This is a genomic window from Gardnerella sp. c23Ub_4 (assembly GCF_055804115.1).
On sequence record NZ_JANUYO010000001.1, the window covers coordinates 457115 to 481422 of the forward strand.

General features: G+C 45.0%; 16 protein-coding genes. 12 read left to right on the forward strand and 4 right to left on the reverse strand.

Features of this window, described 5'->3' with window-relative positions:
- Positions 1-379 precede the first annotated feature (379 nt).
- The 9 genes from NYP67_RS01930 to NYP67_RS01970 all read left to right on the forward strand — a co-directional run bounded on the left by NYP67_RS01930 (position 380) and on the right by NYP67_RS01970 (position 14849).
- The gene (locus tag NYP67_RS01930) at positions 380-1936 is read left to right on the forward strand and encodes a CAP domain-containing protein (protein WP_473411120.1); all 1557 of its coding nucleotides are present in this window, start codon (positions 380-382) and stop codon (positions 1934-1936) included.
- Positions 1937-2119: 183 nt separating this feature from the next.
- On the forward strand, positions 2120-3856 hold the full coding sequence (locus NYP67_RS01935; protein ID WP_473411121.1) for a cellulosome anchor protein: 1737 nt from the start codon (positions 2120-2122) through the stop codon (positions 3854-3856).
- Positions 3857-4067: 211 nt separating this feature from the next.
- Positions 4068-5177 (forward strand): phosphatase PAP2 family protein, encoded by a 1110-nt coding sequence (locus NYP67_RS01940; RefSeq protein ID WP_115757722.1) that lies wholly within the window; start codon positions 4068-4070, stop codon positions 5175-5177.
- Positions 5178-5390: 213 nt separating this feature from the next.
- On the forward strand, positions 5391-8288 hold the full coding sequence (gene topA / locus NYP67_RS01945) for a type I DNA topoisomerase (RefSeq protein WP_473411122.1): 2898 nt from the start codon (positions 5391-5393) through the stop codon (positions 8286-8288).
- A gap of 20 nt (positions 8289-8308) precedes the next feature.
- On the forward strand, positions 8309-9025 hold the full coding sequence (gene tmk / locus NYP67_RS01950; protein ID WP_415694882.1) for a dTMP kinase: 717 nt from the start codon (positions 8309-8311) through the stop codon (positions 9023-9025).
- Between the two features lie 18 nt (positions 9026-9043).
- Positions 9044-10249 carry a DNA polymerase III subunit delta' gene (locus NYP67_RS01955; protein WP_415694883.1) on the forward strand — a complete coding sequence of 402 codons (1206 nt, stop codon included), beginning with the start codon at positions 9044-9046 and terminating at the stop codon, positions 10247-10249.
- Between the two features lie 513 nt (positions 10250-10762).
- Positions 10763-11314, forward strand: a complete 552-nt coding sequence (locus tag NYP67_RS01960; protein ID WP_009994261.1) for a YbhB/YbcL family Raf kinase inhibitor-like protein — start codon at positions 10763-10765, stop codon at positions 11312-11314.
- A gap of 222 nt (positions 11315-11536) precedes the next feature.
- Positions 11537-13132: a C69 family dipeptidase gene (locus tag NYP67_RS01965; protein WP_473411123.1), complete on the forward strand. Its 1596-nt coding sequence runs from the start codon at positions 11537-11539 to the stop codon at positions 13130-13132.
- Positions 13133-13331: 199 nt separating this feature from the next.
- Complete coding sequence (locus tag NYP67_RS01970; RefSeq protein ID WP_172540206.1) at positions 13332-14849, forward strand: formate--tetrahydrofolate ligase; 1518 nt, start codon at positions 13332-13334, stop codon at positions 14847-14849.
- Between the two features lie 172 nt (positions 14850-15021).
- Here the strand turns inward: NYP67_RS01970 and NYP67_RS01975 are convergent, their stop codons facing one another.
- A complete protein-coding gene (locus NYP67_RS01975) occupies positions 15022-15864 on the reverse strand; it encodes an alpha/beta hydrolase (protein WP_020759238.1) in 843 nt (280 codons plus the stop codon).
- Positions 15865-16058: 194 nt separating this feature from the next.
- Here NYP67_RS01975 and rsmI point away from each other — a divergent pair, with 194 nt between their 5' ends.
- On the forward strand, positions 16059-16961 hold the full coding sequence (rsmI, locus tag NYP67_RS01980) for a 16S rRNA (cytidine(1402)-2'-O)-methyltransferase (RefSeq protein WP_020759237.1): 903 nt from the start codon (positions 16059-16061) through the stop codon (positions 16959-16961).
- An 88-nt stretch (positions 16962-17049) separates the two neighbouring features.
- Here rsmI and NYP67_RS01985 read toward each other — a convergent pair whose 3' ends face one another.
- Together NYP67_RS01985 and NYP67_RS01990 are read right to left on the reverse strand one after the other, a co-directional pair.
- Positions 17050-17340 carry a variant leucine-rich repeat-containing protein gene (locus tag NYP67_RS01985; protein ID WP_020759236.1) on the reverse strand — a complete coding sequence of 97 codons (291 nt, stop codon included), beginning with the start codon at positions 17338-17340 and terminating at the stop codon, positions 17050-17052.
- On the reverse strand, positions 17330-18091 hold the full coding sequence (locus NYP67_RS01990; RefSeq protein WP_018635289.1) for a hypothetical protein: 762 nt from the start codon (positions 18089-18091) through the stop codon (positions 17330-17332). Before NYP67_RS01990 ends, NYP67_RS01985 begins: the two co-directional genes overlap by 11 nt.
- A gap of 403 nt (positions 18092-18494) precedes the next feature.
- On the opposite strand from NYP67_RS01990, the gene metG reads away from it, so the two are divergent.
- Positions 18495-20360, forward strand: coding sequence for a methionine--tRNA ligase (gene metG, locus NYP67_RS01995; RefSeq protein ID WP_172540204.1), 1866 nt, complete (start codon positions 18495-18497; stop codon positions 20358-20360).
- Positions 20361-21374: 1014 nt separating this feature from the next.
- On the opposite strand, the gene NYP67_RS02000 is transcribed toward metG, so the two are convergent.
- On the reverse strand, positions 21375-22817 hold the full coding sequence (locus NYP67_RS02000) for a C1 family peptidase (RefSeq protein WP_415694885.1): 1443 nt from the start codon (positions 22815-22817) through the stop codon (positions 21375-21377).
- Positions 22818-23302: 485 nt separating this feature from the next.
- On the opposite strand from NYP67_RS02000, the gene NYP67_RS02005 reads away from it, so the two are divergent.
- On the forward strand, positions 23303-24286 hold the full coding sequence (locus NYP67_RS02005; protein ID WP_415694886.1) for an ABC transporter permease: 984 nt from the start codon (positions 23303-23305) through the stop codon (positions 24284-24286).
- The last annotated feature ends 22 nt before the right edge of the window (positions 24287-24308 follow it).

The window sequence follows — 24308 nt, forward strand, 5'->3', positions numbered from 1 at the left end:
TATCGCATTATTAATCGCGTTGCTAATTGCGCAGCTAGATAAATACCCTCGGCTCGAAATTTAAGAGCGTTTATACTTGCGCTCAACGGTTGGTAAGGGGTTTTGTAGGGAAGCGCCTTGCTGATATGCCAATTGCGTGCTTACTAATTGCTTAAACTCTGATTTGCTATTAATTTTCTTTCTTCTTGGAGTTTTAACGTTAGATAGTGTGTTTTAGGTGTTGAGCGTGTTGCTTTCGGTTTTGTTTGCTACTAGGGGCATTCAAAGCCGAAAGCTTTTTTGTTATTTGTCTCTGTAGCAAAGGCTTATAGTAAAAGCCTATAGCGGAGGTCTTATAGCAAAGGCCTATAGTAAACCCCTATAGTAAAAGAGAGAATCCATGAAAAAGCAAACTCCAAAATCTGCCGAAAAAATGGCTTTCAATTCATTTTCTAACAACTCTTTCAGTTCATTTTCTAAAAAATTCACCGCTGCAACCGTAGCCGCAATTCTGGCTGGTTCAGCGGTTTCTATGTTTGGAGCTACTGCAAACACCGCTTTTGCTAGCGATGTAACAGTATCTAACTACGCGCACCCAGCAACCAGTTACGATAGCACCAGCGCAAAAAGCACTGCTAGCGGGCTTTTTGCAAGCGTAATGGATAATGAATCCTTTACGCGTGCTCAGCGCGATGATGCAGCTAAAGCTTTTGACATATTGCATGGTTTTACAGAAAAGCCAGACTGGTACGATTCAAAGGTAAAGCTTAATAGCGGCGAAGACTCTCCAGATAACATTACGCGCTTGAATAATTCAATATCGTATATGCGCGCGATTAACGAGTATCGCAAGAGTCGTGGGCTTAAGCCTCTTGGCGTAAGTCTTTATACGACGGCAGTAGCAATAAATGACGCGTTCTATTCTGCCAATGTTTTTGGCCACGCAAAGCACTATAAGACTTTTGAGAATTTGGCTTGGGGTTCATACGATAGCGGAATCTACGACGGCGGAAACACCACGGATACCATGACTGGTGCAATGAAACTGTGGATTACGGACGAAAAAGCCAAGTACGATGACTTTATAGCTAAGGGCGTGTCTGATGAAGAAATAAACTCGAAATATTATCTTAAAGTTGGCCACTACCTAAACTTTATACATCCAGCGCTTACGGCAATGGGTCTTACTAGCGGAAACATTAGCGACCAGTACGGCACTGTTATATCTTGGGAAGCTGTTCCAGCTAGCTACTTGGAAGGCAATAAGGCGCCATTTACACTGGACGAGTATCAAAAGCTTATTAATGCATACGTTAATGGGCAGCCTTATGATGTGACTCCAAGTGTGGAGACGCCTTCGGACGTAACGCCAAGTGATGTTACGCCTGCGCCTGCGCCTGTTCCTTCGGAGGAGACGCCTTCGGATGTGACTCCTGACGTGACTCCTGACGTGACACCTGATGTGACGCCTTCTGACTTCGACTTCACTCCAAGTTTTGACGTGACTCCGTCTGAGGATACTTATACTCCTTCTGATTTTGACTTCACGCCTTCATTCGACGTGACGCCAAGTGAGGATACTCCTTCGGACTTTGACTTCTCGCCTTCATTCGACGTTACGCCAAGTGAGGATACTTATACTCCTTCGGACTTCGATTTCACTCCAAGTTTTGATGTGACGCCTTCTGAGGATGTGACGCCAGATTTTGACTTCTCGCCAAGCTTTGATGTGACGCCAAGTGAGGATACTTATACTCCTTCTGATTTTGATTTCACGCCAAGCTTTGATGTGACTCCTTCGGAGGATACTGAGACTTCGTCTGATTTCGATTTCTCGCCAAGTTTTGATGAAGCGCCAGCTAGTGATTCTGATTCAAACGCTGATTCAAATGTAACGCCAAGTGACTTTACGTTTGATTACAACTTCGACGCTGTAGACGCTCGGCGCTTTGACTGAGCTTGAAATTGCATAACGCATTTCAAGCTCCTTCAAAGCGCTGAGCCGCTTAAGCGTAAAGTCCAGTGGACTTTACGTGCGGCGAAGACGTTAGCGCGCTTAGACCGCGCTAACGACTTTCCAATTCGGAGCGCAAAAGCGTTATCGTATCAAAAATCGTAAGTAAGAAAAAGGAAGAATATTATGAAAAATAAAACTTTAGTCGCAAAAAAGATTGCGTTAGTGGTAGCAGGTCTTTCGATGGCGGCTCCTTGCTTTATTGCGGGCGCGCCTGCGTTTGCTGACTCGTACGCAAGCGTTCAAAGAAGCACGAATGTTAACCTTGCAAAGCTTTATGGCACAACGGATGGCGTTGGTCTTATCTATAGTCATTATGACTTGGGCAAAAATCCAACTGGAGAAGGCAAATTCGCATTTCAGCTGTATTACGACATGTTAATGGCGTCTAACAATACGCGAATGGCAAGTAAAACTGGCAAGCTTGATGCTGCTAGCGAAAAGCTTCTTAATTCAATAAAAGAGGAAATTAGAAGATACGAATATCATTTTCATTCTTTTACTAAGGAAGATGGCGAAGATTCGTATTTGCTTGAAAAACACTGGAAGCGTATTGATGCAGCTAAAAGCAAAGAAGAGTTGAAGAAAGCATACAAAGATCTTGCAGAGGCTATGCGCTTTTCTATTAGGAATTACAGTGCTCATTATGGTTTAAATAATGTTACGAATGGCATGCAAAATCCAAAGTCAAATAGTTTTGTAGACCCAACTCCTACAAAATCTAAGTTTGGCAATTATGATCTTTCGTACTTAGATAACTTTTCGCCAGTAGTCTCTAGAGACGATTCCTATCCGCATGCTCCAGCGCCTGCATCGTTGAGTGACGTTGATCCAAACTTAAAAGGCAACTTAGTCTTAGATAAAAGCATTGGTGCAGAAGCTGGAATGCCTAGCTATGTTAGGATTAAAACAAGAAGAATATATCCTAACGCAGATATGAACAAGATTATAAGTGATCCTCTTTTGGTTCTATCTCGCGCATACCTCTATAAGGGCAGTGTAGACGATTTTGGGGATGCGTACGGCGAGAAACCAGTGCTGCTGACTTCGTCAAGTTATAAAGATGACGATATCCTTATTGCTAAGGACTATTCAGGCAATCCTAATAATGACGATCTGGCCTTTGATGTTTCAATTCCAGAAGGCTGCCACGGCTTATATACGCTTTTGCTTGTAGGTGAGAACGGAAGGCAGCTTGGATGGACCACAATAAATGTTGATAAAGAGGGCGAGAGCGTTGGTGATATTTCGCGTGGCGCTGCGATTGCTGCGCCTGACGCTTCGGACGTGACGCCTTCGGAGGAGCCAGGTGTTGAGCATGACGTTACTCCTTCATTCGACGTTACGCCAAGTTTTGATGTGACGCCTTCTGAGGATACTTATACTCCTTCTGATTTTGACTTTACGCCAAGTTTTGATGTGACGCCTTCTGAGGATACTTATACTCCGTCTGACTTTGACTTCTCTCCAAGCTTTGATGTGACACCTTCGGATGAGACTCCGTCTGATTTCGACTTCACTCCTTCGTTTGATGTGACTCCGTCTGAGGATACTTATACTCCGTCTGACTTTGATTTCACGCCAAGTTTTGATGTGACGCCAAGTGAGGATACTTATACTCCTTCTGATTTTGACTTCACTCCTTCGTTTGATGTAACGCCAAGTGAGGATACTCCTTCGGACTTCGATTTCACGCCAAGCTTTGATGTGACTCCTTCGGAGGATACTGAGACTTCGTCTGATTTCGATTTCTCGCCAAGTTTTGATGAAGCTCCAGCTAATGATTCTGATTCAAACGCAACGCCAAGTGACTTTACATTTGATTACAACTTCGACGCTGTAGACGCTCGGCGCTTTGACTGAGCTTGAAATTGCATAACGCATTTCAAGCTCCTTCAAAGCGCTGAGCCGCTTAAGCGTAAAGTCCAGTGGACTTTACGCGCGGCGAAGACGTGAGCGCGGCTAATCCGCGCGAGCGACATGACCTGTCTGTGCGCTTAGAGCGTGCTATTCCTCACGGCTTAATAGTCGTGAGGAATAGCGCTATGGAGCGCATGGAGTGTTGTTTGATAAAATGCTTGGTATGAGTCTATTAGAAGGCAGCCAGATTAGCGATATTAGCGAAAATATCCAAAATAGCCAAAACTCTCAAAGCAGCGCAGCTAACCAAGATATTTCTAAGCTCGATCCATTGATGAATCGCCCTAGAATATCAACAATCGTGTTATGCGCTATATTCGCATTGATTTTTGCTGCATCTGCTGCTCTTGTGTGGCTTCTAGCTGTTAGAACACCAATCGGCCAATCGTACGAAGAAATGGTAATCAGCACTTTTGGATATAGTGCCATTCCGCCAACATTCGCCGCAATTTTAGCGCCGCTTAGAAGTTCCATAATCGTTATAGTTTTATCTGCACTAATTTGCGTTGCGGCATTAATAATATCAATCATAAGAAAACGATGGTTGCTGCTTGCGCAATGCTGCGCAATATTCGCGCTATCGCTTGCTGCGGAGCCGTTAAAACGCGTTCTTCCTAGGCAAATGCTTGTAAACATTGCTACTCTTGCAAAAAATTCCGCACCTTCTGGCCACACTCTTTTAATGGCGGCTGCTTGCGCAATACTTGTTTGCGCGGCGTCTCGCGCGTTTAGAGCATGGGCTGCAGCTGGAGCAGCGTTAATAACGTTTTTGCTGGCTGTGGCACTTATGGGAGGCCGCTGGCATAGGCCTGCAGACGTTGTAATGTCGGTACTAATAGTGGGCGCAATCTCTTGTGCTGTAATGGCTTTTACGCGCGGTTCTGCAATGGATTTGCCTGGTCGCAGAAAGTCGTCTATAAGCGTGCAAATTGTTGGAACTGCAATGATCACAATGGGCGTTATTTGCATAGCGTATTTTGCATACATGTTTTATCAAATCATGCCAGGCATTGAGCTGGGCGCAAAATGGGCGATTGGCGTTTCGCACGTTTTAACATATTGGGCTGTTGCAGGTGCGTGTAGCCTAACCTTCGGCGTTTTAATGGTTATTAAGCAATGCGCGGCTGCTCCTTTAAGTAGACTCGGATTAGTCGGCGCGCCTCCTATGCCTCCTACATCTTCAGCGCCTGCATCTTCAGCAAAAAGCGATGAGCAAAGTCAGCCTGATGAAAGCGATTTGTTGAAGATTCTATCGTCTAATTAAATAAAAACTATCGTCTAATTGAATAAAAAAATAATTAAAATTGAATAAAAAATAAGTAAAGTGGTATATATAGGAGTATATGCTGATATTTCGCAAAGTTTGATTTTGTTGATTTTGCAGAATTTGCAGCGCATATTGCGTTAGAGTTGGCGTGGATTTAGTAATAAAAGCGCGGAATTGCATATAGAATGCATATGAATGAAAGGAGAGAGTATGACAGAGCAGAATAAGCTTGTCATTGTGGAGTCTCCCACTAAAGCGCGTAAAATAGGCGGATATCTTGGAAGCGGATACACGGTTATGGCGTCTGTAGGCCATATTCGAGATTTAGCGCAGCCAAGTCAGGTGCCAGCTGCTAAAAAGGCGGAATTTGGCAAGTTTGGCGTAGATGTAAACAATGGTTTTGAGCCATACTACGTTGTTGGTGCAGATAAAAAGAAAACAGTTTCGGACTTAAAGGCTGCGCTCGCAAAGTCGGGCGAGTTGTTCCTTGCGACTGATGAGGATCGCGAAGGAGAGGCGATTGCTTGGCATCTTGTGCAAGCGCTTAAGCCAAAAGTGCCAGTAAAGCGCATGGTGTTTCACGAGATTACAAAGCCCGCGATTCAAGCTTCGCTTGCTAACACGCGAGACGTTGACAATCATATGGTTGACGCGCAAGAGACTCGCCGCGTGTTGGATAGATTGTACGGCTACGAGCTTTCGCCAGTTTTGTGGCGTAAAGTTGGGCCAGGTCTTTCGGCTGGTCGAGTGCAATCTGTTGCAACGCGTTTGATTGTTGAGCGCGAGCGCGAGCGAATGGCGTTTAGAAAAGCAAGCTACTGGGATGTTTGCGCGGATTTGAGTGCAAACGGCGTTGATTTTACGGCGCGAATGACGGCTCTAAACGGAGCGCGTTTGGCTGGTTCTAAAGATTTTAACTCGCTTGGAGAGCTTCAAAAAGCCAAGGGCGAATCTGCTTTAGCGCACTATTTAAGCGAGGCAGACGCTTGCGCGATTGCACAAATCCTTGGCGCGGCCGATTTTGTTGTAAACTCAATGGACACTAAGCCGTATCGCCGCCGCCCGTTGCCTCCGTTTACAACGTCTACTCTTCAGCAAACTGCTGGAAACCGCTTGTCTATGAGCTCTCGCCAAACTATGCGCGCGGCTCAATCTTTGTACGAAAACGGTTATATAACCTACATGCGTACGGATTCTGTAACGCTTTCTAAAGAGGCGATTTTTGCGGCTCGAGATTGCGTTAAGTCTAGTTTTGGCAGCGAGTATTTAGCGGATTCGCCAAAGCAGTATGCTACGACTTCTGCAGGCGCTCAAGAAGCGCACGAGTGTATTCGTCCTGCTGGATCTACTTTTAGGAATCCTGCGGATTTGGCTGGCGTGCTTCCTGCCGATCAGCTTAAGCTTTACACGCTTATTTGGCAGCGCACGCTTGCGTCTCAAATGGCGGATGCCACTGGTTTTACAGCTACAGTTAAGCTAGACGCTTTAGCTGGCAGCTTTGGAACGGCTAATTTCCAAGCTTCTGGAACCGTTATCGAGTTTGCTGGATTTATGAAGGTGTTTGGCGGATTTAGCGAAGACGAGCAGTCTAAGGCTTTGCCGCCTATGGCTAATGGCGATGTTCTTAAAGCTTTGCAAGTTAGCGCGGATGGTCATGAAACTCAGCCGCCAGCTCGCTATACGGAAGCGTCTTTAGTTAAAACGCTTGAAGCTAAAGAGATTGGTAGGCCGTCGACTTACGCTAGCATTATTTCTACGATTATTGACCGCGGATATGTGTATGAGCGTGGGCGCGCGTTGATTCCAAGCTGGCTTGCTTTTGCGGTTATTAAGCTTTTGGAATCTAATTTCCCAACTTACGTTGACTACGCGTTTACGGCAGACATGGAAAATGGCTTGGACCGCATTGCGCATGGCGAGGAAGCTGGTAAAGATTGGCTTTACAAGTTTTACTTTGGAGATGACGAGGCGGCGGTTGCTGGCGATTCTGCGGCGGCTGGCGACTTTGCAATGCGTGAAGGCTTGCAAAAGCAGGTTGATCAGCTTGGCGAGATTGACGCTCGAGAGATTAACACGATTGATATTGGCGGCGGATTGCACGTGCGCGTAGGCAGATACGGCCCGTATTTGGAAGATACTAAGAATCTAGACGAAGAGGGCAATGCGCGCAGAGCTTCGATTCCAAGCACTTTAGCTCCAGACGAGTTGAGTGAGCAGGTTGCGCGAGATTTGATTGAGAACAACTCCGACGGCCCGCGCGTTTTGGGAACAGATCCGCAAACTGGCGGCAGTGTAGAAGTTAGGAACGGGCGTTTTGGAGCGTACGTTGCGCTTGTTGAGGCTGCGGATGAGGCTTCGGGCGAGGGTAAGTCGCAAGCAACCGACGATTCCGCTAAGACTGGCGCAAAGTCTTCTGCAAAGTCATCTGCAAAATCCAAGAAGACTGCTAAAGCTAAGCCAAAAATGGCGTCTTTGTTCAAAACAATGGACCCTGCAACAATAACTTTGCAAGACGCTTTGAAACTTTTGAATTTGCCGCGATTAGTTGGCGTTGTAGAAGAAGTTGACGAGCAGGGCGAGGTTAAGCGCGCAAGGATTGAGGCGAATAATGGGCGATACGGCCCGTATTTGACTAAGACTTACGAGCGAACGGATTCTGGCGATTCAGCTGCGGATTCTAAGCCAGATAACTGCTCACTTGCAAGCGAAGACGCGATTTTTAGCGTGACTTTAGACGAAGCTAAGGAGCTTTTTGCGCAACCAAAGTACGGCAAGCGCACGCGTGGAGCTGCAAAACCGCCACTTAGGGAGCTTGGAGAAGACCCAGAAAGCGGCAAGCCAGTTGTAATTAAAGACGGCTTCTACGGAGCTTATATTACGGATGGCGTTACGAATCGCACGCTTCCAAAGCAATACACGCCTGAGTCGATTGAGCCGCAAGTTGCGTTTGAGCTTTTGGCGCAAAAACGCGCGGCAGGGCCTGTAAAGCGCAAGAGAACGGCCGCTAAGAAAACGGCAACAAAGAAGACGGCTGCTAAGAAAACTGCAGCTAAAAAGCCTGCTGCAAAAAAGAGCACAGCAAAAAAGTCCACGTCTAAAGCCGAGTAAACCTGGTAGAGGTATGCAAAATGGCTATATGTGTTAAAAACAGCGGGATTAGCGGCTTAAACAATGGTCTTAAGGGTATTTTTATATCTTTTGAAGGCATAGATGGCGTTGGAAAAACCACGCAGGTTGAAGCTTTGCGCGATTTTTTGCACGCGCGCGGACTCGAGGTTGTTGTTACTAGAGAGCCTGGCGGCACGCAATTAGGAAAACAGTTGCGAGAGATTCTTTTGCACGGCGGAGCGATTTCTGCGCGTGCAGAGGCGCTGCTTTTTGCGGCGGATCGCGCTCAACATGCTGCGCAAATCATTATTCCAGCGTTGCAGCGCGGTGCGGTTGTTATAACGGATCGCTACATTGATTCTTCGCTAGCGTACCAATCGGGTGGGCGCGAACTCACTATGCAAGACGTGCGTGATTTAAGCGAGTGGGCGTCTAATTGCCTTTGGCCAAATCGCACGTATTTGCTAGATATGAGCGAGAAAGATGCTGCTGTGCGATTGCATGGGCAGGCGGATCGCATGGAAAGTGCAGGGCTTGATTTTGCACGCCGCACGCGTGAAGCGTTTTTGGATCTTGCTAAACAAAACGCGCAAAGATTTTGCGTTTTAGACGCCACTTTGCCAGCTTGCGACTTATCGAAGTTGATTGCTAAAGACGTGTGCGAGTTGATGGATGATGCTGGTGTGCGTTACTGTTGCGAAAAATCGCCAGAATCGCAAGAAAATCAAGGATTTTAGGACTCTAGGATTTTAGCAATGGACGTTTGGGAATCGGTAGTTGGTCAAGCGCAAGTTGTTGAGCGTCTTAAAAAAGTAGCGCAAGGCGATTCAAGCAAAATTGCGCAATCGTGGCTTATTTGTGGCGCTTCGGGATTTGGGTGCGCAAAAGTAGCAAGAGCTTTTGCAGCAGCATTGCAATCGCGCGGAAAAGTCGCAAGCTTCCGCGCCGCTGAAGACTCCGCAACTCAAATAAAGGCTCAAATAAATACAAATACTCAAATAAATACAGATAAAATCGCAAGTGAAGTATTAGCTGGAACAAGCCCAGACGTAAACATTTTAAGCACAGACAAAGTTACAGTAAGCATTGACGAAGTGCGCGAAATTGTGTCAATTTCCGAGCAAATGCCAAGTGTTGCACCGTGGCGAATCATAATAATCGAAGACGTTGGGCGCATGCTTGAGCGAACAACAAACGTTTTGCTAAAAGAAATCGAAGAGCCAGCACCTCGCACAATATGGATTCTTTGCGCTGCAAGCGCGGCAGATGTTTTGCCAACAATTCGTTCCAGGTCTCAAATAGTGAATTTGGTGCAACCAAGCGACAAAGATGTGCAAGAATACGTGCAAAAACGCTCGAACGTTGATGCAAAAACAGCGGAGAGCGTTGCACGAATTGCGCAAGGAAACGTTGATTTGGCAATGCTTTATGCTACAAGCGAGCGTGCTAGAAGCGGGCGGGAAGAGCTTGTTGCAAGTGTTTTGCGTCTTAGCAGCGCAATAGATGCGATTATGCTTGCGCAAACGCTAATCGAAGATGCTAAAGCGCAGGCAGAAGACGAAGTGCAAAAGTGCGTGGAAGAAGAGCAAAGCGAGTTTTTGCGCATAAATGGCATTAAGCCAACAGATAAAATTCCGCCTAAAATTCGTAGCGCATACAATGCGATTGGCAAAAAAGACGACGTTAAGCGCAAAGTCACTCGCGTAAGAAGAGATGTTCTAAACCGCGCAATAGACGCGATTTGCAGCGTGTACAGAGATGTGCTTGTTGTGCTAAACAATGCGCAATTACAAACGCCACTTGTGAATCAAGAATTTAAAGCAGAGATTATTCAGCTTTCTAAAAAAATTACAGCAGAGCGCGCGCTTAAATGCCTTGATGCGCTTGCGGTGGCAAAAAAGCGGCTTGCTGGCAATGGAAACGCAACGCTTGTTTTTGAAGCGCTTTTATGCTCGCTGTAACGCGCGCGAGTGATTCTCCTATTTGGTGTTGCGCGAGGTTTGAGTATTTCTCTCCTCGCAAGTGACGCGCACTTTTGCGTATAGTTTATGAACGTTAATATTCTAAGGTTTTAGGTTTTAGTACGGCGCTATTTATTGCTCGTAGAGAAATACATCAAACCTTCTGGATATCTAGGACTTTTGCGTAGCTTTTATCGCCGAGATTCTCGATTTTTCTTGCTACTTCAGCGAATCACCACCTTCGGCGCTGAGGTTCGCTTCATCCGCTGCAAAAAATCTCGAATCTCTACCTAGCTTGGCGTAACCGCGCTCGAACGATTTTCCGGGTTTTGTACCAAATTTGTGTGGATTTTGGTACAAAGTGCGGAAAATAATTCCGGGTTTTGTACCATTTTTAGGTCAAATTTGGTACAAAGTGCGGAAGTTTTTTCTACGCGCTTTTTAGTGCATAGACCGCGCGAGCGACATGATCTGCTTTTTCGTATAGTCACAGCGGTAGTAGATACTTAAATTATGAATATTTCTGCAGATTTCACCACTATTCCAGACAACTTTGCAAAAGCTGCGCCGGAAGAAAACAAGATTAACGGCGTTCCAGTCGTATCTTTTCCATTTTATGTAGACAAGTTGCCTGATTTTGTGCACTACTTGCATTGGCGATTTGTAGACGACGACGCTATACCAGTGTGCGGATTCCAGTGGATTCATTGGGTTGTAGCAAATGTTCCAGTGGAAGCGCTTATGTTTGACTTTAACGACTCGCGCGCTTTGCAAATTCCGCAAGACTTTTCTCGCACAATGCCAACCATGATTCCAGAAGTTGTACAAGGGCGAAACTCGCAAGCTAGCCGATTTGTTGGATGCACGGACCCTGCGATTACAATGCGCTACAATGGCCCGCAGCCGCCAGACAAGGATCACGACTACATGCTAGAAGTGTTCGGCACGCAAAAGCCTCTTGCAAATCTTAAAGAGGGCTTCTACCTTAACGAAATGATGAATGAAATCAGGCATTATGATTCGTATGTAGACGTTAACGGATTATATTTGCGAGGAAAAGCTTAGAGTTTAAGATTTAGAGTTTAGGATTTAGAGTTTAGAGTATAGGATTTAGGCTTTAGGTTTAGGCTTTATATGACTTCGCGCTGGCAAATCGCAAGCAGCTTACGACTAGATGCGCGTGTGTAAAATAGTCAAAACTAAGCAAAACTAATCTAAACAAACAAAATTATCTAAAATAATCAAATAACCAAAATAATCAAAAATTAGAAAAATGAGGATGCAAATATGGCATGCACAACAATTTTAGTAGGACGCAAAGCGAGCTACGACGGCTCCACGCTTATTGCGCGTAACGAAGACTCCGCAAATGGAGAGTTTAACCCAAAGCGCTTAGTGGTAGTAAAGCCACAAGACCAGCCTCGCGTTTATAAGTCCGTGCTTAGCCACGTAACAGTAGAGCTTCCAGATAATCCAATGCAATACACAAGCGTTCCAAACGCAGACTTGCGCGAAGGAATTTGGGGAGAAGCTGGCGTTAACGAAGCAAACGTGGCAATGAGCGCTACCGAAACGCTTACATCCAACGAGCGCGTGCTGGGCGCAGACCCAATGGTGGAGCTTCAAAAAGCGCAAGGCAAAGAAGGTGACGCTGATTATAAGCCAGAAGTGTCTGGCGGAATTGGCGAAGAAGACTTCTTAACGCTTGTTTTGCCTTATATTCGTAGCGCTCGCGAAGGCGTTGAACGTTTGGGCGCGTTGCTAGAAAAGTACGGCACTTACGAGATGAACGGCGTTGCGTTCTCGGATGTAAACGAGATTTGGTGGATGGAAACTGTTGGCGGACACCACTGGATTGCTAAGCGCGTTCCAGACGAGGCGTATGTTGTTATGCCAAACCAGCTTGGAATTGACGAGTTCGATTTGGAAGATGCTTTGGGAGACCAAGAAGAGCACATGTGCTCGGCTGATTTGCTTGAGTTTATTGAAGAAAACCACTTAGATTTGTCTGTGGAAAACGCTTCGCCGTTTAATCCTCGAGATGCTTTCGGCTCTCATTCGGACGCCGATCATGTGTACAACACGCCGCGCGCGTGGTTTATGGAGCGTTTCTTGAATCCTTATGACGAAGTGTGGGATGGTAAAGATGCGGATCACAAGCCAGATAGCAACGATATTCCGTGGGCGCGTCAGCCTGAGCGCAAAGTGACTGTTGAAGATATTAAGTACGTTTTAAGCTCGCACTATCAGGGAACTGAGTACGATCCTTACGGCAAGCTTGGCGATGAGCATACGCGTCATCTTTTCCGACCAATCGGCATCAATCGCCAAAGCCAGCTTGCTGTTATGCAAATCCGCCCTTACATGCCAGAGCCAATGCGCGCAATTCAGTGGATGGCGTATGGCTCTAACCCGTTTAATGCGCTTGTGCCGTTCTATCCAAATGTAAACGAAACTCCAAAGTATTTGGAAGATACAACTACTCGCGTAACAAGCGAAAACTTCTATTGGGAAAATCGCATTATTGCAGCTCTTGCGGATGCCGCATTTAACGATACTGCAAACGCGATTGAGCGCTACCAAGAAGTTGTTGGTTCGCTTGGTCACGCAATGGTTAAGGCTACGGATGCTGCTGTAGCAGAGCTTCTTGGCGTTGATTTGGCTGATTACGAGCCAGAGCGCGAAGGTTGTGAAGGCAAAGATTGCGATGATTTAGTTCGCGATCCTGAAGCTATTATTGCAGAGCTTAGAAACGAAGACGTGCGCGCGGCTTTGGCTAAAGCAAATGAAGATATGTCTGCAAAGTTGAAGAAAGAAACCGATTCTTTGCTCGATACAGTTCTGTACATAACTAGCATGCGTATGAAGAATGGTTTTAATTGATCCGATCACTAATCGCAAACTGTTATAGACGTTACTAATAACGCGCATAGTTTTAATGTAATATTGCTATACCACGCCTATGCAATCGTATAGTATAAAAATTGTTCATTTACATTAGCTATGCGCGTTTTATTATTGAACGTCTGTTATTGAACACTATCAGCATCAACTAGGCTTTTCGCTTATGAAAGTGGGGAATATGAGCATTCTTGATTCGTTTACTGCACAATTTGGATTGGTTAAAAAAATCGACGCTTTTGGATTTATGGATTATCTAAAGAGGAATCCAAGCGAGCAAAAAAAGCACGGTAAAGTGCTACTTGTTACAGCTGATACTCCTCTTAAGGCTTCTAGAGGAGAGGGCAAAACAACCACCACTATTGCGCTTGTAGACGCGTTGCGCGAACGTGGAGTAGATGCTGCGGCTGTTTTGAGGCAGCCAAGCATGGGAATTACTGCAGCTGGTTCAAAAGGCGGCGCTAGCGGCGGCGGAAAGTCCTCGCTTTCGCACCCAGAGTTGATTGACTGGGGATTGTGCGGAGAAATGGCGGCTATTGAATGCGCGCAAAATTTGCTTGTTTCTTTTGCAGAAAAGGCGATTGACGAGGGTATTTTAGACACGATTTTAGTGCCGCGTGTAAGCGAAGTGCCTTCGCGATCTTTACGTAGCATTGCTGTTGATTTTGGCAAGGGCACGGTTGCGGAGCGCGTTGTGTTAACGCCAACTTGTGAGCTTATGCAAATCGTAGTTCTTTCGCGAAGCATGGAAGAAATAGCAAATCGCGTATCTTCTATGATTGCTGGTACAAAAGACGGGAATCCTGTTAAATTTGGCGATTTTGTTGACTTGTGGCGAATCACAAATATTCTTGCAGATGCTGTAAAGCCTGCAAAAACTGAGACGATTAATGGTTCTCCGATTTACGTTCATTGCGGGCCATTTGCCAACGTTTCGCTTGGTATTCCAAGCCTTGTGAGCGTTGAGATGGCTTGCGCGTTGCACGATGTTGTTGTTGTGGAAGCAGGGTATGGAACGGATGCCGGCGCGCAAAAGTGGCTAGATATTGCTGCTCGCGAGTTTGGGGCAAAGTGGCCTGCTGCTGCGGTTGTTGTTACTCGAGCCACTACTTGGCAAGATGACGAAACTCTTGCATGGCGTTACCCGTTCCACGTTTCGCGCCTTGAGTCGCTTAATATTCCTACGTTCCCTCTTATTAATTTGTGGGAAGGCGAAGATGAGCAGGTTCCAGATTTGCTTGAGCAAGCTAAGACTTTAGGATTCCGTAAGCCGATTGTTGGCAATCTTTTCCGAGACGGCGGAGATGGATTGGCAGATCAGCTAGACGATTTTGTGTCTGTAATCACTGCGGATGCTGAAACGAAAGTTCCGCAAAGCCGCCGCGGAAAGTCGCTTCGCGAGCGTATTAATCTGCTTTGCTCCGAGGCGTATGGTGTGCCTGTTGAGCGCGTAATCGACAAAGCAGGTTTTGCTGATTCGTTGAAGGAAGCGCAGGATTTGTGCAATAAGGCTGGTGTTGATTTTGATAGCTTGGCTCTTGTTGCTGTAAAGTCGCCAGCAACCATGACAGATGACGATCACGCGCCTGCGGATTCTCGCACTGTAACGCTTAAAAAAGTAGAAGTTCACGCTGGAGCTGGGGTTGTGCAAGTCAACCTTACAGCTTCACTAACAACTCCTATGCCAAAAATCGTGTGATTAAAATTTCTGTAGTGCGTTTGTATCAAAAAACATCAAAATCAAATACAAACACACTACAGTTTTGTGTGTTTGTGTAGTGTGTTTGTATTGCGACACGCCGTAAATTAGGTACAAACGCACTACATGGCAGGTAATCGTTTGCGCGGTCTAAGCGCGCATCGAAGTTAGATTATGCAAAAGTGCGATTCAGCCAATCGCAAGCAAGATCAATCCACTGTTGAACTTCTGGCTGCACAAATTCAGGAATTACTGCGCCATTCTCATCGCGCTTAGCTGTTTCTTTAACCGCCAAAGCCAAGCCGTGCGGACCCTTAGGGAACAAATGCGCTTCCACGCTTACGCCAGCTTTAACGCACGCATCTACAAACATAATCGAGTTTTGAACTGGAACCGTCTGGTCCGTAATTGTTTGCCAAACGAACACAGGCGGAGTCTTAGAATCCACGTGATTTTCCAACGAAAGCTGCTCCACTAGTTGCTCGCGAGTACTAGAATCTACGTCTCCAAAAAGACGATCGAAAGTTGGCTTATGCGCGTATTCGCCAGCGGAGATCACTGGGTAAGCAAGCATAAGAGCATTTGGTCGAACATCATTTGCGTTGTATCCATTTGCTTCTTCAACATCGTCGCTAACGCTAGTCGCAAGATTCGCGGCAACATGGCCTCCTGCAGAGAATCCAATAATCGCCACTTTTTGCGCATCTACATGCCATTCTTTTGCGTTTTCGCGAATTAAGCTCATAGCTTCTGCGGCTTCCAAAAGCTGAGTAGGGTGTGCACTAGGCACAAGCGAGTATCGCAAAACAAAAGCGTGGAATCCAGCGGCAGCAAACTTCATAGCAATAGGCTCTGCTTCTCGATTAGAAACGCGCAAGAATCCGCCGCCTGGCAAAATCAGCACTGCTGGTCGCGTTTGATCGCCTTCGCTATCTAAATTATCATCTAAAACATATGCAGTTAGAAGCGCGTTGCTGCCGTCAATACCTTTAATTTGGCGTTCTATAATCTTCATAGTATCTCTTTTCGTTTTGCGCGATTGCAATTTATGTTAAGCATAATTACTAAGCATAAACTTAAGCATTATTAAGCATAAACTTAAGCATAATTCTAATCAAATACCTTGTTTTTAATGTGCGTTAAGTGCATTATGTGCGTTATTTTATAAATTCGTGTAGAGTCTTAAGAGGTTTTATAAGGAGATTTAAGATGAGTAGTGAAGATAGTTTAGGCAAAGTTGTTCTTGCGGCCACTCCGATTGGGAATATGGGAGATGCTTCTGCGCGCTTGATTAATCTTCTAGAAACCGCGGATATTGTTGCAGCAGAAGACACGCGCAGGCTTTACGACCTTGCAAATCGCCTTGGCGTGCACGTTTCTGGGCAAGTTGTTGCGTATCACGATCACAATGAGCGCAATAAGGCAGATGGTTTACTAGACAAGGTTGAGCAAGGAAGCACTGTTCTTGTTGTTTCCGACGCTGGCATGCCTACAATTAACGACCCAGGGCTTGCGATTGTTCGCCGCGCAATAGAGCGCGACTTGCCTGTTACTTGCGCACCTGGACCGAGTGCCGTATTGGATGCTTTGGCGCTTTCTGGCCTGCCAACAGACCGTTTTTGCTACGAAGGCTTCTTGCCACGCAAGTCGGGGGAGCGCATGCAGCATTTGCGCTCGCTTCTTTTAGAGAGGCGAACAATCGTGTTTTACGAGGCTCCGCACAGGATTGCGGAGTCAATGGAAGCTCTTCTTGCAGTTTTTGGAGCAGATCGCAAAATGGCGTTATGCCGCGAGCTTACTAAGGATTTTGAAGAAGTGCGTCGCGGAACTATTGAGCAGATTGCAAAAAGCGTAGAAAATGATCCTCCTCGTGGCGAGATTGTGCTTGTACTTTCGGGCGCTAGCGAAAGTGATGTTGTGCAACAAAGCGTTGATTTAAGTGTGGATCAGCTTGCTAAAATGGCTTGCGATCTTTCACAAAACGAGGGCTTGCGAATCAAAGACGCTATAACTCGAGTTGTTTCCAGTAATCCGCTTGATGATGGCTCTTTTGCTAATCGCAAAGAAGTTTATGCAGCTTGCTTAAAAATCAAGGAAAATGTGGACAACTAAGTAGTAAATTAAGCCAAAAATGTGCAAATGTGGAAAAGTTGCAGCAATAAAAGCGAAAAATGTTCAAATGTGGAAAATTAAGCAGCAATTAACCACCATTTTTTGCATATTCGTATGCTTCTAAAAGCACATCTAGACTTTGTTTAACGCCTGGCCCGCCTTGTTGAGATATGTATTCCAGCATTTTTGCGTCCGCGACTGGGTTTGCAACAACCCATTTTCTTAATGCAGGCACGTTCTTAGCAATATGCCATAGCACGTCTTTGCTTGTGTTTTCGCAGCACGCTACTTGCGCAGTAAGCACAATTGGCGGTTTTGGCGGCATTGCGGGCGGCATTGCGCTCGCTCTATAATTCTTAATATTTTCTTTAATAGTCATAAAGAACGTCATCCTTGTCTATTATGTATTTAATCCATTCTTTTGCCTTCGCAGCTCCTGGAAAATAAGGATTGCTGTCTATGATTTTTTCGCAATCTTTAAAACTGGTGTTGTATTTTTGCGCCAATTCGCACACAGTATCTACTCTTCTTATTTCTTCGTAAATGTTTTTTGATGGCGTTAGTGCAATGTCGCAAATAGTTCGCGCTGGAGAAGTTACGTGCAAGTCTTTAATCACCCTTTGTTCTTTTTTCATTAGTTTTCTTCTAAACACTTGTAGTCGGTGATCGTACGGCTTTATTCGATAATGACTTTTGGATATTATCTCTAGTATGTTTGGGATTTTTCCGCCAAGCCAAATCCAAGATGCTGTAAATGCGCATGCAACTGTTCCGTTTGGAAGCAGATTTTTTAGCACGTTGCATCGTCCTTCTGGGGTTTTTGCGGTAGATTGCGTAAATCCAGTGCGTATTGAAACGTTGTTGAATGCTCCAAAATTGCATAGTTTCTTCATGCTTAGTGGCCCTGGTAGGTGTTTTGTGTCTATAAGAATAGGCAGCTCCTCGTTTTGTTTTTCCGAAAATAAAATCATCTCTTCGTTTTTGTAGTTTTCGTATTCTTTATAGTTTTTGTATTCTTCGTATTCTTCGCGAGTTTTGTATTCTTTGCGTCTTTTGTAGTCTTTTATTGCTTTTTTATTTTTTTCGTCATTGTGTATTGTGCGTTTTTTGTTCAACGTTGAAGTGCTCATGTTTCTCCTTTCTGCGTAATGTGCTTAATACGACAACTTTTTAGTGCTGTAATGTTTTAGTGTTGTAATGTTTTAGTGCTGTAATTCTGTAATGTTCTGCTGTTCTAGGTTTTAATCTTCTAAGTTTTATACACAATATCGTGTTTTACTTTTTTGTCTACGCGATTTTTCGTAATTGTGGAAAAGTGGATTTTTAGTTTTTTACATCAAAAAATGTGATTATATGTGACTAAATCATATGTGACTAAATGTGGTCGTGTACGATTGCGCTTGATTACACGCGATTATGCTTGATTTATCTACTTTGCTATGTGATTTTATAGTGATTTTTATAGTGATTTTTTAGTGTGATTTTTCGGTGTGTTATTTAATGTGTCCTCGCTGAACAAGATAATATTTGGCTATGAGTCATATTTTGGTGAATGTTGCATGGCCTTACGCAAATGGCCCTCGTCATATTGGTCACGTTGCAGGATTTGGTGTACCTTCCGACGTGTACGCGCGTTACGAGCGCATGAAGGGAAACAGCGTGCTTATGGTTTCTGGAACAGACGAACACGGTACGCCGATTTTAGTTGAGGCAGATAAAGAAGGCGTGAGCGCGCAAGAGCTTGCAAACCGCTATAATCGCGTGATTACTAAAGATTTGTGCGATTTGGGTTTAAGCTACGATTTGTTTACGCGCACAACAACAGCAAATCATGAGCATGTTGTTCAAGAGATGTTCCGCCAGTGCCTTAAGAATGGTTATATTTACAAGGGAACTCAAAAGGTTGCGATTTCGCCTTCTACAGGCCGCACTCTTCCAGACCGCTACATTGAGGGCACATGCCCGATTTGCGGCGCTGACGGCGCGCGAGGCGACCAGTGCGATGCTTGTGGAAACGAGCTGGACCCAGACGAGCTTATTAATCCTGTTTCTAAGATTAACGGCGAAACTCCGCGATTTGAAGAAACAGAGCATTACTTCCTCGATTTGCCTGCTTTAGCAAACGCAAACTTGGAGTGGCTTAATTCCAGGGATGGTTGGCGTACAAATGTTATTAACTTCTCAATTGGTCTGTTTAAGGAAGTTAAGCCTCGAGCAATTACGCGAGACATTGATTGGGGCATTCCAGTTCCTGTAGAAGGCTGGATTGATAACCCAAATAAGCGCTTGTACGTGTGGTTTGACGCCGTTATTGGCTACTTGTCTGCATCCATTGAGTGGGCGCGTAGGCAGGGCAAGCCAGACGCTTGGCGCGATTGGTGGTGCGATCCTAAGTCTCCTGGCTACTACTTTATGGGCAAAGATAACATTACTTTCCATTCTCAAATTTGGCCTTCAGAGATGCTTGCGTATAACGGCGCTGGCTCTAAAGGTGGCGAGGCTGGCGTTTATGGCCCACTTAACATGCCAGAGCAGGTTGTTGCTTCCGAGTTTATGACCATGGAAGGCAAGAAGTTCAGCTCTTCGCGCGGAATCGTGATTTATGTTAAAGACATTTTGGCGCGCTACCCAGTGGATGCTGTGCGCTACTACATTTCCGTTGCGGGTCCAGAAAATTCTGACGCCGACTTTACTTGGGCAGAGTTCGTTCGTCACAATAACGAGGAGCTTGCAGCAAGTTGGGGCAATCTTGTTAATCGTGTTGCAAATTTGATTAATAAGAATTTTGGAGAGATTCCGCCGTTGGATGAAAATTCAATGACAGATATGGACCGTGCGCTTTTGGATCAAACTTCTAATGCTTTTGAGATTGTTGGTGGTTTGATTGAGCGTCATCATCAAAAGAATGCTCTTAATGAGGCTATGCGCGTTGTGTCGGATATCAACAAGTATATTTCTGCTACGGAGCCTTGGAAGATTAAGGATGACGAGTCTCGTCTTGGAACGGTTTTGCATGTTGCTGCACAAGCTGTTTCGGACGCTAATCATTTGCTTGCTCCATTCTTGCCTCATTCTGCGCAAAAAGTTTGGGAAGCTCTTGGTGGAACGGGAGTGTTCTCGCCGCTTCCAAGAATCGAAGAGGTGAGCGACTTAGATAATCCAGATTTTAAGTACCCGATTATTACTGGCGACTATGAGCTTGGAAAAACTGTTCATCCATGGGAAAGTGAGGAATTGGTTACTGGCACTCCTGTTGCTAAGCCAACTCCGATTTTTGCCAAGATTCCTAAAGAGGCGATTGATGAGGAGCTTGAGCGTTTTGAGTCTGCACTTGCTGCTCGTCGTAAAGCTGACGAAGAAAGATTGGCTGCTGCAAAAAAATCGTTGGAATCTGAGTGATTTTAGCGAAAAATTTTAAGTCATAGTGACGCATGTAACAAAAAATTGGCATACTGTCAGGAATACGAAAAAATTTTCAGGAAATTTTTAGTTTATATGCGTGTTTTGCGAGAAAAATGTGGTTATAATGAATATTGCTGATGGTTCTTCCACCAGTGAGGTTCGTTCGCGAACCCCATAACTGAAACCTTCTTCTCTCTTTCTCTCTGCCCCGGTGGGTTTTCTCTTTCCCACCGGGCTTCTTTTTATCTTTTATCTTTTTCAAGTGTTCGCCGCTTACTCATGACTTCAATCTGCAAAATGTGTCATTTTTCTCTTTCTGTTGTGCATTTTGTAGTGCGTTTGTACCTAAAATACGGCGTGTCGCCATACAATCGCACTACAGTTTTGCTTGTTTGTGTAGTGTGTTTGTATCAAAAAACACCAAAATCAAATACAATCGCACTACAGTTCTGTTTGTTTGTGTAGTGCGTTTGTATCAAAAAATACGGAAATTCGGTACAATCGCACTACATAAACTCGAGAATCTCGGTGATTAAGCAATACGCAATTGTTCAAGCACGTAAGAGGGCTGGGTGATTCTTGGTCGAACAGTATAAGAGCGGCAGCCGATACCAAATAATCCAATGACTCACGCCTATAAACAAACTTCAAACCAAAAACAAAATCAAAGCCAAATCGGAACAACCGCAACAACAAAAAACAAGTAAGAGGCGAAGCGTTGTGCGAATCGACGACTTCGAGCTGCATAGCGCGCGAGAAGTCACCTCGATTCGCTGAGCCGCTCAAATGTAAAGTCCAGTGGACTTTACATGCGGCGAAGGAGTGAGCGCGGCCAATCGCGCGAGCGTAGAAACACCCAGCCCTCCTACACACCAAATAGGAAGTCGCGCAACGCTAAATAGGAAATCTCGCAACGCTAAATAGCATGCATTCAGTAACAAAAAACGCAGACTGCATTTGTAATTTGCGAATGCAATCTACGTTTGTAAATCAGCGTGTGCTAAATAAAGTTTAGCGGCAGCGCTTTGTAAGTGGCGTCCATGGGTCAAGCATTACAGGCTCTTGATCCAGTATGGCTCGCGTTGCTTCATCAAGATACTTCTTGTTAATAATGATTTCTGTAACGTAGCGGTCAAACCACTGCGCGGATCCAACGTAGTATCCATCTTCGCCGTTATCTTTGCCCCAGCTGTTTTCAATCTTCCAGCGGTCTGGCTCGCCATCTTTATTAAGATTTACGCCAGTAAAGGTCATTGCGTGGTTGCCTGGGCAATCCATGTACTCCAAACCTTTAGCTTTGTCGAATGTAAACTTTACGTCGAATAGCTCGTCTACGCGCACAACTGCTGGGTCAAAGAAGCCCTCTTGCCTTAGTGAGAATTGCGTGCAATCACAAGCAAACCAAATTGGGTGTCCGTCTTTTAGCTGGTCAACAGCGGCTTTGCGGAACACTTCTAGCGCAACGTTCGCAAACTCCATTTCCTTAGTCTCTGCAACGTTTGTTGTGTACTTAAGTTGATAGAGTTTGTTGAACGGAGTGCGTTCCATTGGGGAGTTGCACAAGCTTACAAAGTCGTTTACGTCTACCGGCACGTACTTCTTTGCAAACTCGAGTGGCGTAATGCCGTATTCGCAAATCATTGGGCGATCGTCTTTGCCGCTCTTTGGCTTATCATCCTTCTTTTCGCCGCCCTTAGATTCGCTATTTTCGCCGCTCTTCTTATCGTCCTTCTTATCGTCGTCATCTTTAGTGCGCGCAAAGAAGTCAAAACGCTCTGGTGGCTCGCCAAGCGCGATTGCAGTCATGCGGTACACGGTTTCCAAGTCGCGAATCTTCATCTTTCGCAACTCTTCCATAGAAGTGCCATTCTTGTGTGCTTCGCGCAACTCGCATGCAAACTCGCGAAGCTTGCTGTTAATGTATTGCACGAAGGCTTCGGAATCGGTAGCGTTTTGCGAATCTGGGTATGCGCTCTTTGGCATAAGTCCGTACTTGTTTACCAAGTTAACGAACATCTGCCACCATCCGCCGTCGTCAATCGGACTGTAGTTAATGCTCTCAAAAATTCGGCTATCTAATGTCTCATCTAAAGTCGCCAAAACGTTTTCCAAGTATGCGTTTGCTTTTTCAATCTTGTCCCAGAAGAACAAGTAGCTTTCGGAAAACTCAAAGTCTTCTAGATTCCACTTATGCATAAGCTCGTAGCGCAAAGTGTTAAGCGATGCAAACATCCAGCAACGTCCAGAATGCTGTTGGTTTGTTATTGTTCCTTGCTTTAGTTCTACAGAAAATTCGCGTGGAAGCTCGCGCTGACCCTGGTAGCTTGTTGCTGCTTTAAGAACGCCGCTCGATACCGAAGCGTTTGCTGCTACTCGATTTGCGCGCTGTTCGTTAAAATGCTTAGAATATTCGCGCACGTCGTTTAGTGTAACGGCTTTTACGTTTTCAGACATATATCTCCTTTATTTTGTTAAAAACAGTGAATAAGCGTTATTGTAGCTTGCTCAATGCACGAGTCGCGTTTTGCGCGGCTCCAATTGTTCGCGAGTGTTTGTGAGTGTTCGCTAGTTTTCGTGAGTTTTCGCGTTTCGTTTATGTAAAACATGCTATTTTTATGCGTTTATGGCGATTTGCGCGACTAATTTTCGTAAATTTTAAGTAATTTCGTTAAATATTTTGATATTTTGCTAATTTTATGTATTAATTTTGGTTAAGATTACTATTTATTACGTGTTATTACATGTTTATTTTAAGCAATGTACATAGGTTAGCTAAAAATATACTAATTACACGTCCAAATTATTAGGGCTTGCTTAAGTGTGCCTTAAACGCTTATGATTTGCCTTTTTAATTAGTGATTAAATGATGGCAGTGTGCAAGCGTAAGTTTGCAGTTACCAGATGGAGGTAACAATGTTTAGACGTAGAAAAGAGTCACAATGATACGATACATCGTTAAACGATGCCTGAATTATGTTGTGATGCTGTTTGTATCCGTATCCATGACGTATTTCTTGGCAAGTGCATTTATGGATCCGAGATCGAACTATATGTCTAGGCATCCGCATCCACCAATTCCTTCAATTAACCGTTCTTTGGATTTGGCAAACATTAATGACCAAACTCCAGTTATTACAAGGTATTTGCGTTGGATTACTGGTGTTCTTACTCGTTGGGATTGGGGATTAAGCCCAGAACAAGCACCTGTTGGTCCTGCGATTGCAGCGCGAATCGGCGCATCGGTGCAGCTGGTTACTTGCGCAACTGTTCTTGGCATTGTTTTAGGCGTTAGCGTTGGCGTTTATACTGCTATTCGCCAATATAAGTGGCAAGACAGGGTTCTTAACTCTATTGCTACGTTCTTGCTTGTTGTTCCAGCCGCCGTGTTTGGATTACTTATTGTTTTAGCTGCGATTAGCATTAACAACGCTGCTGGTTCTCGTTTATTCTTTGTTACTGGATTACATTCCTACCAGGGTTCTAATCCTGTTGCTTTTATTCTTGACTTCTTGCAACATTTGATTTTGCCAACAATTGTTATGACTGTTCCTGGCATGGTTGGCTACCATCTTACGCAGCGCACCTATTTGCTCGACACTATGAATGCTGATTACGTTCGTACTGCTCGCGCTAAGGGTTTGCCTCTAAATGTGGCTATTCGTCGTCACGCTTTGCGTACTTCTTTGATTCCTACTGCCGTAGACGTTGCCTTCTCTATTGCAGGCGTGTTTACGGGCGCTGTGATTACCGAAACCGTGTTTGCAATTAACGGTTTGGGTAGCTACTTCGTACAAACTATTTCTAATAACGACATTAATGGTTCTGTTGCTATTGCTGCGTTCGGAGCCGTGTGTACTTTGGCCGGGGCCTTGTTGGCAGATATCTTCTCCGCTTGGCTTGATCCTCGTATTCGTTTGAGCTAATTGCGCAATAGTGTAGGTGTAT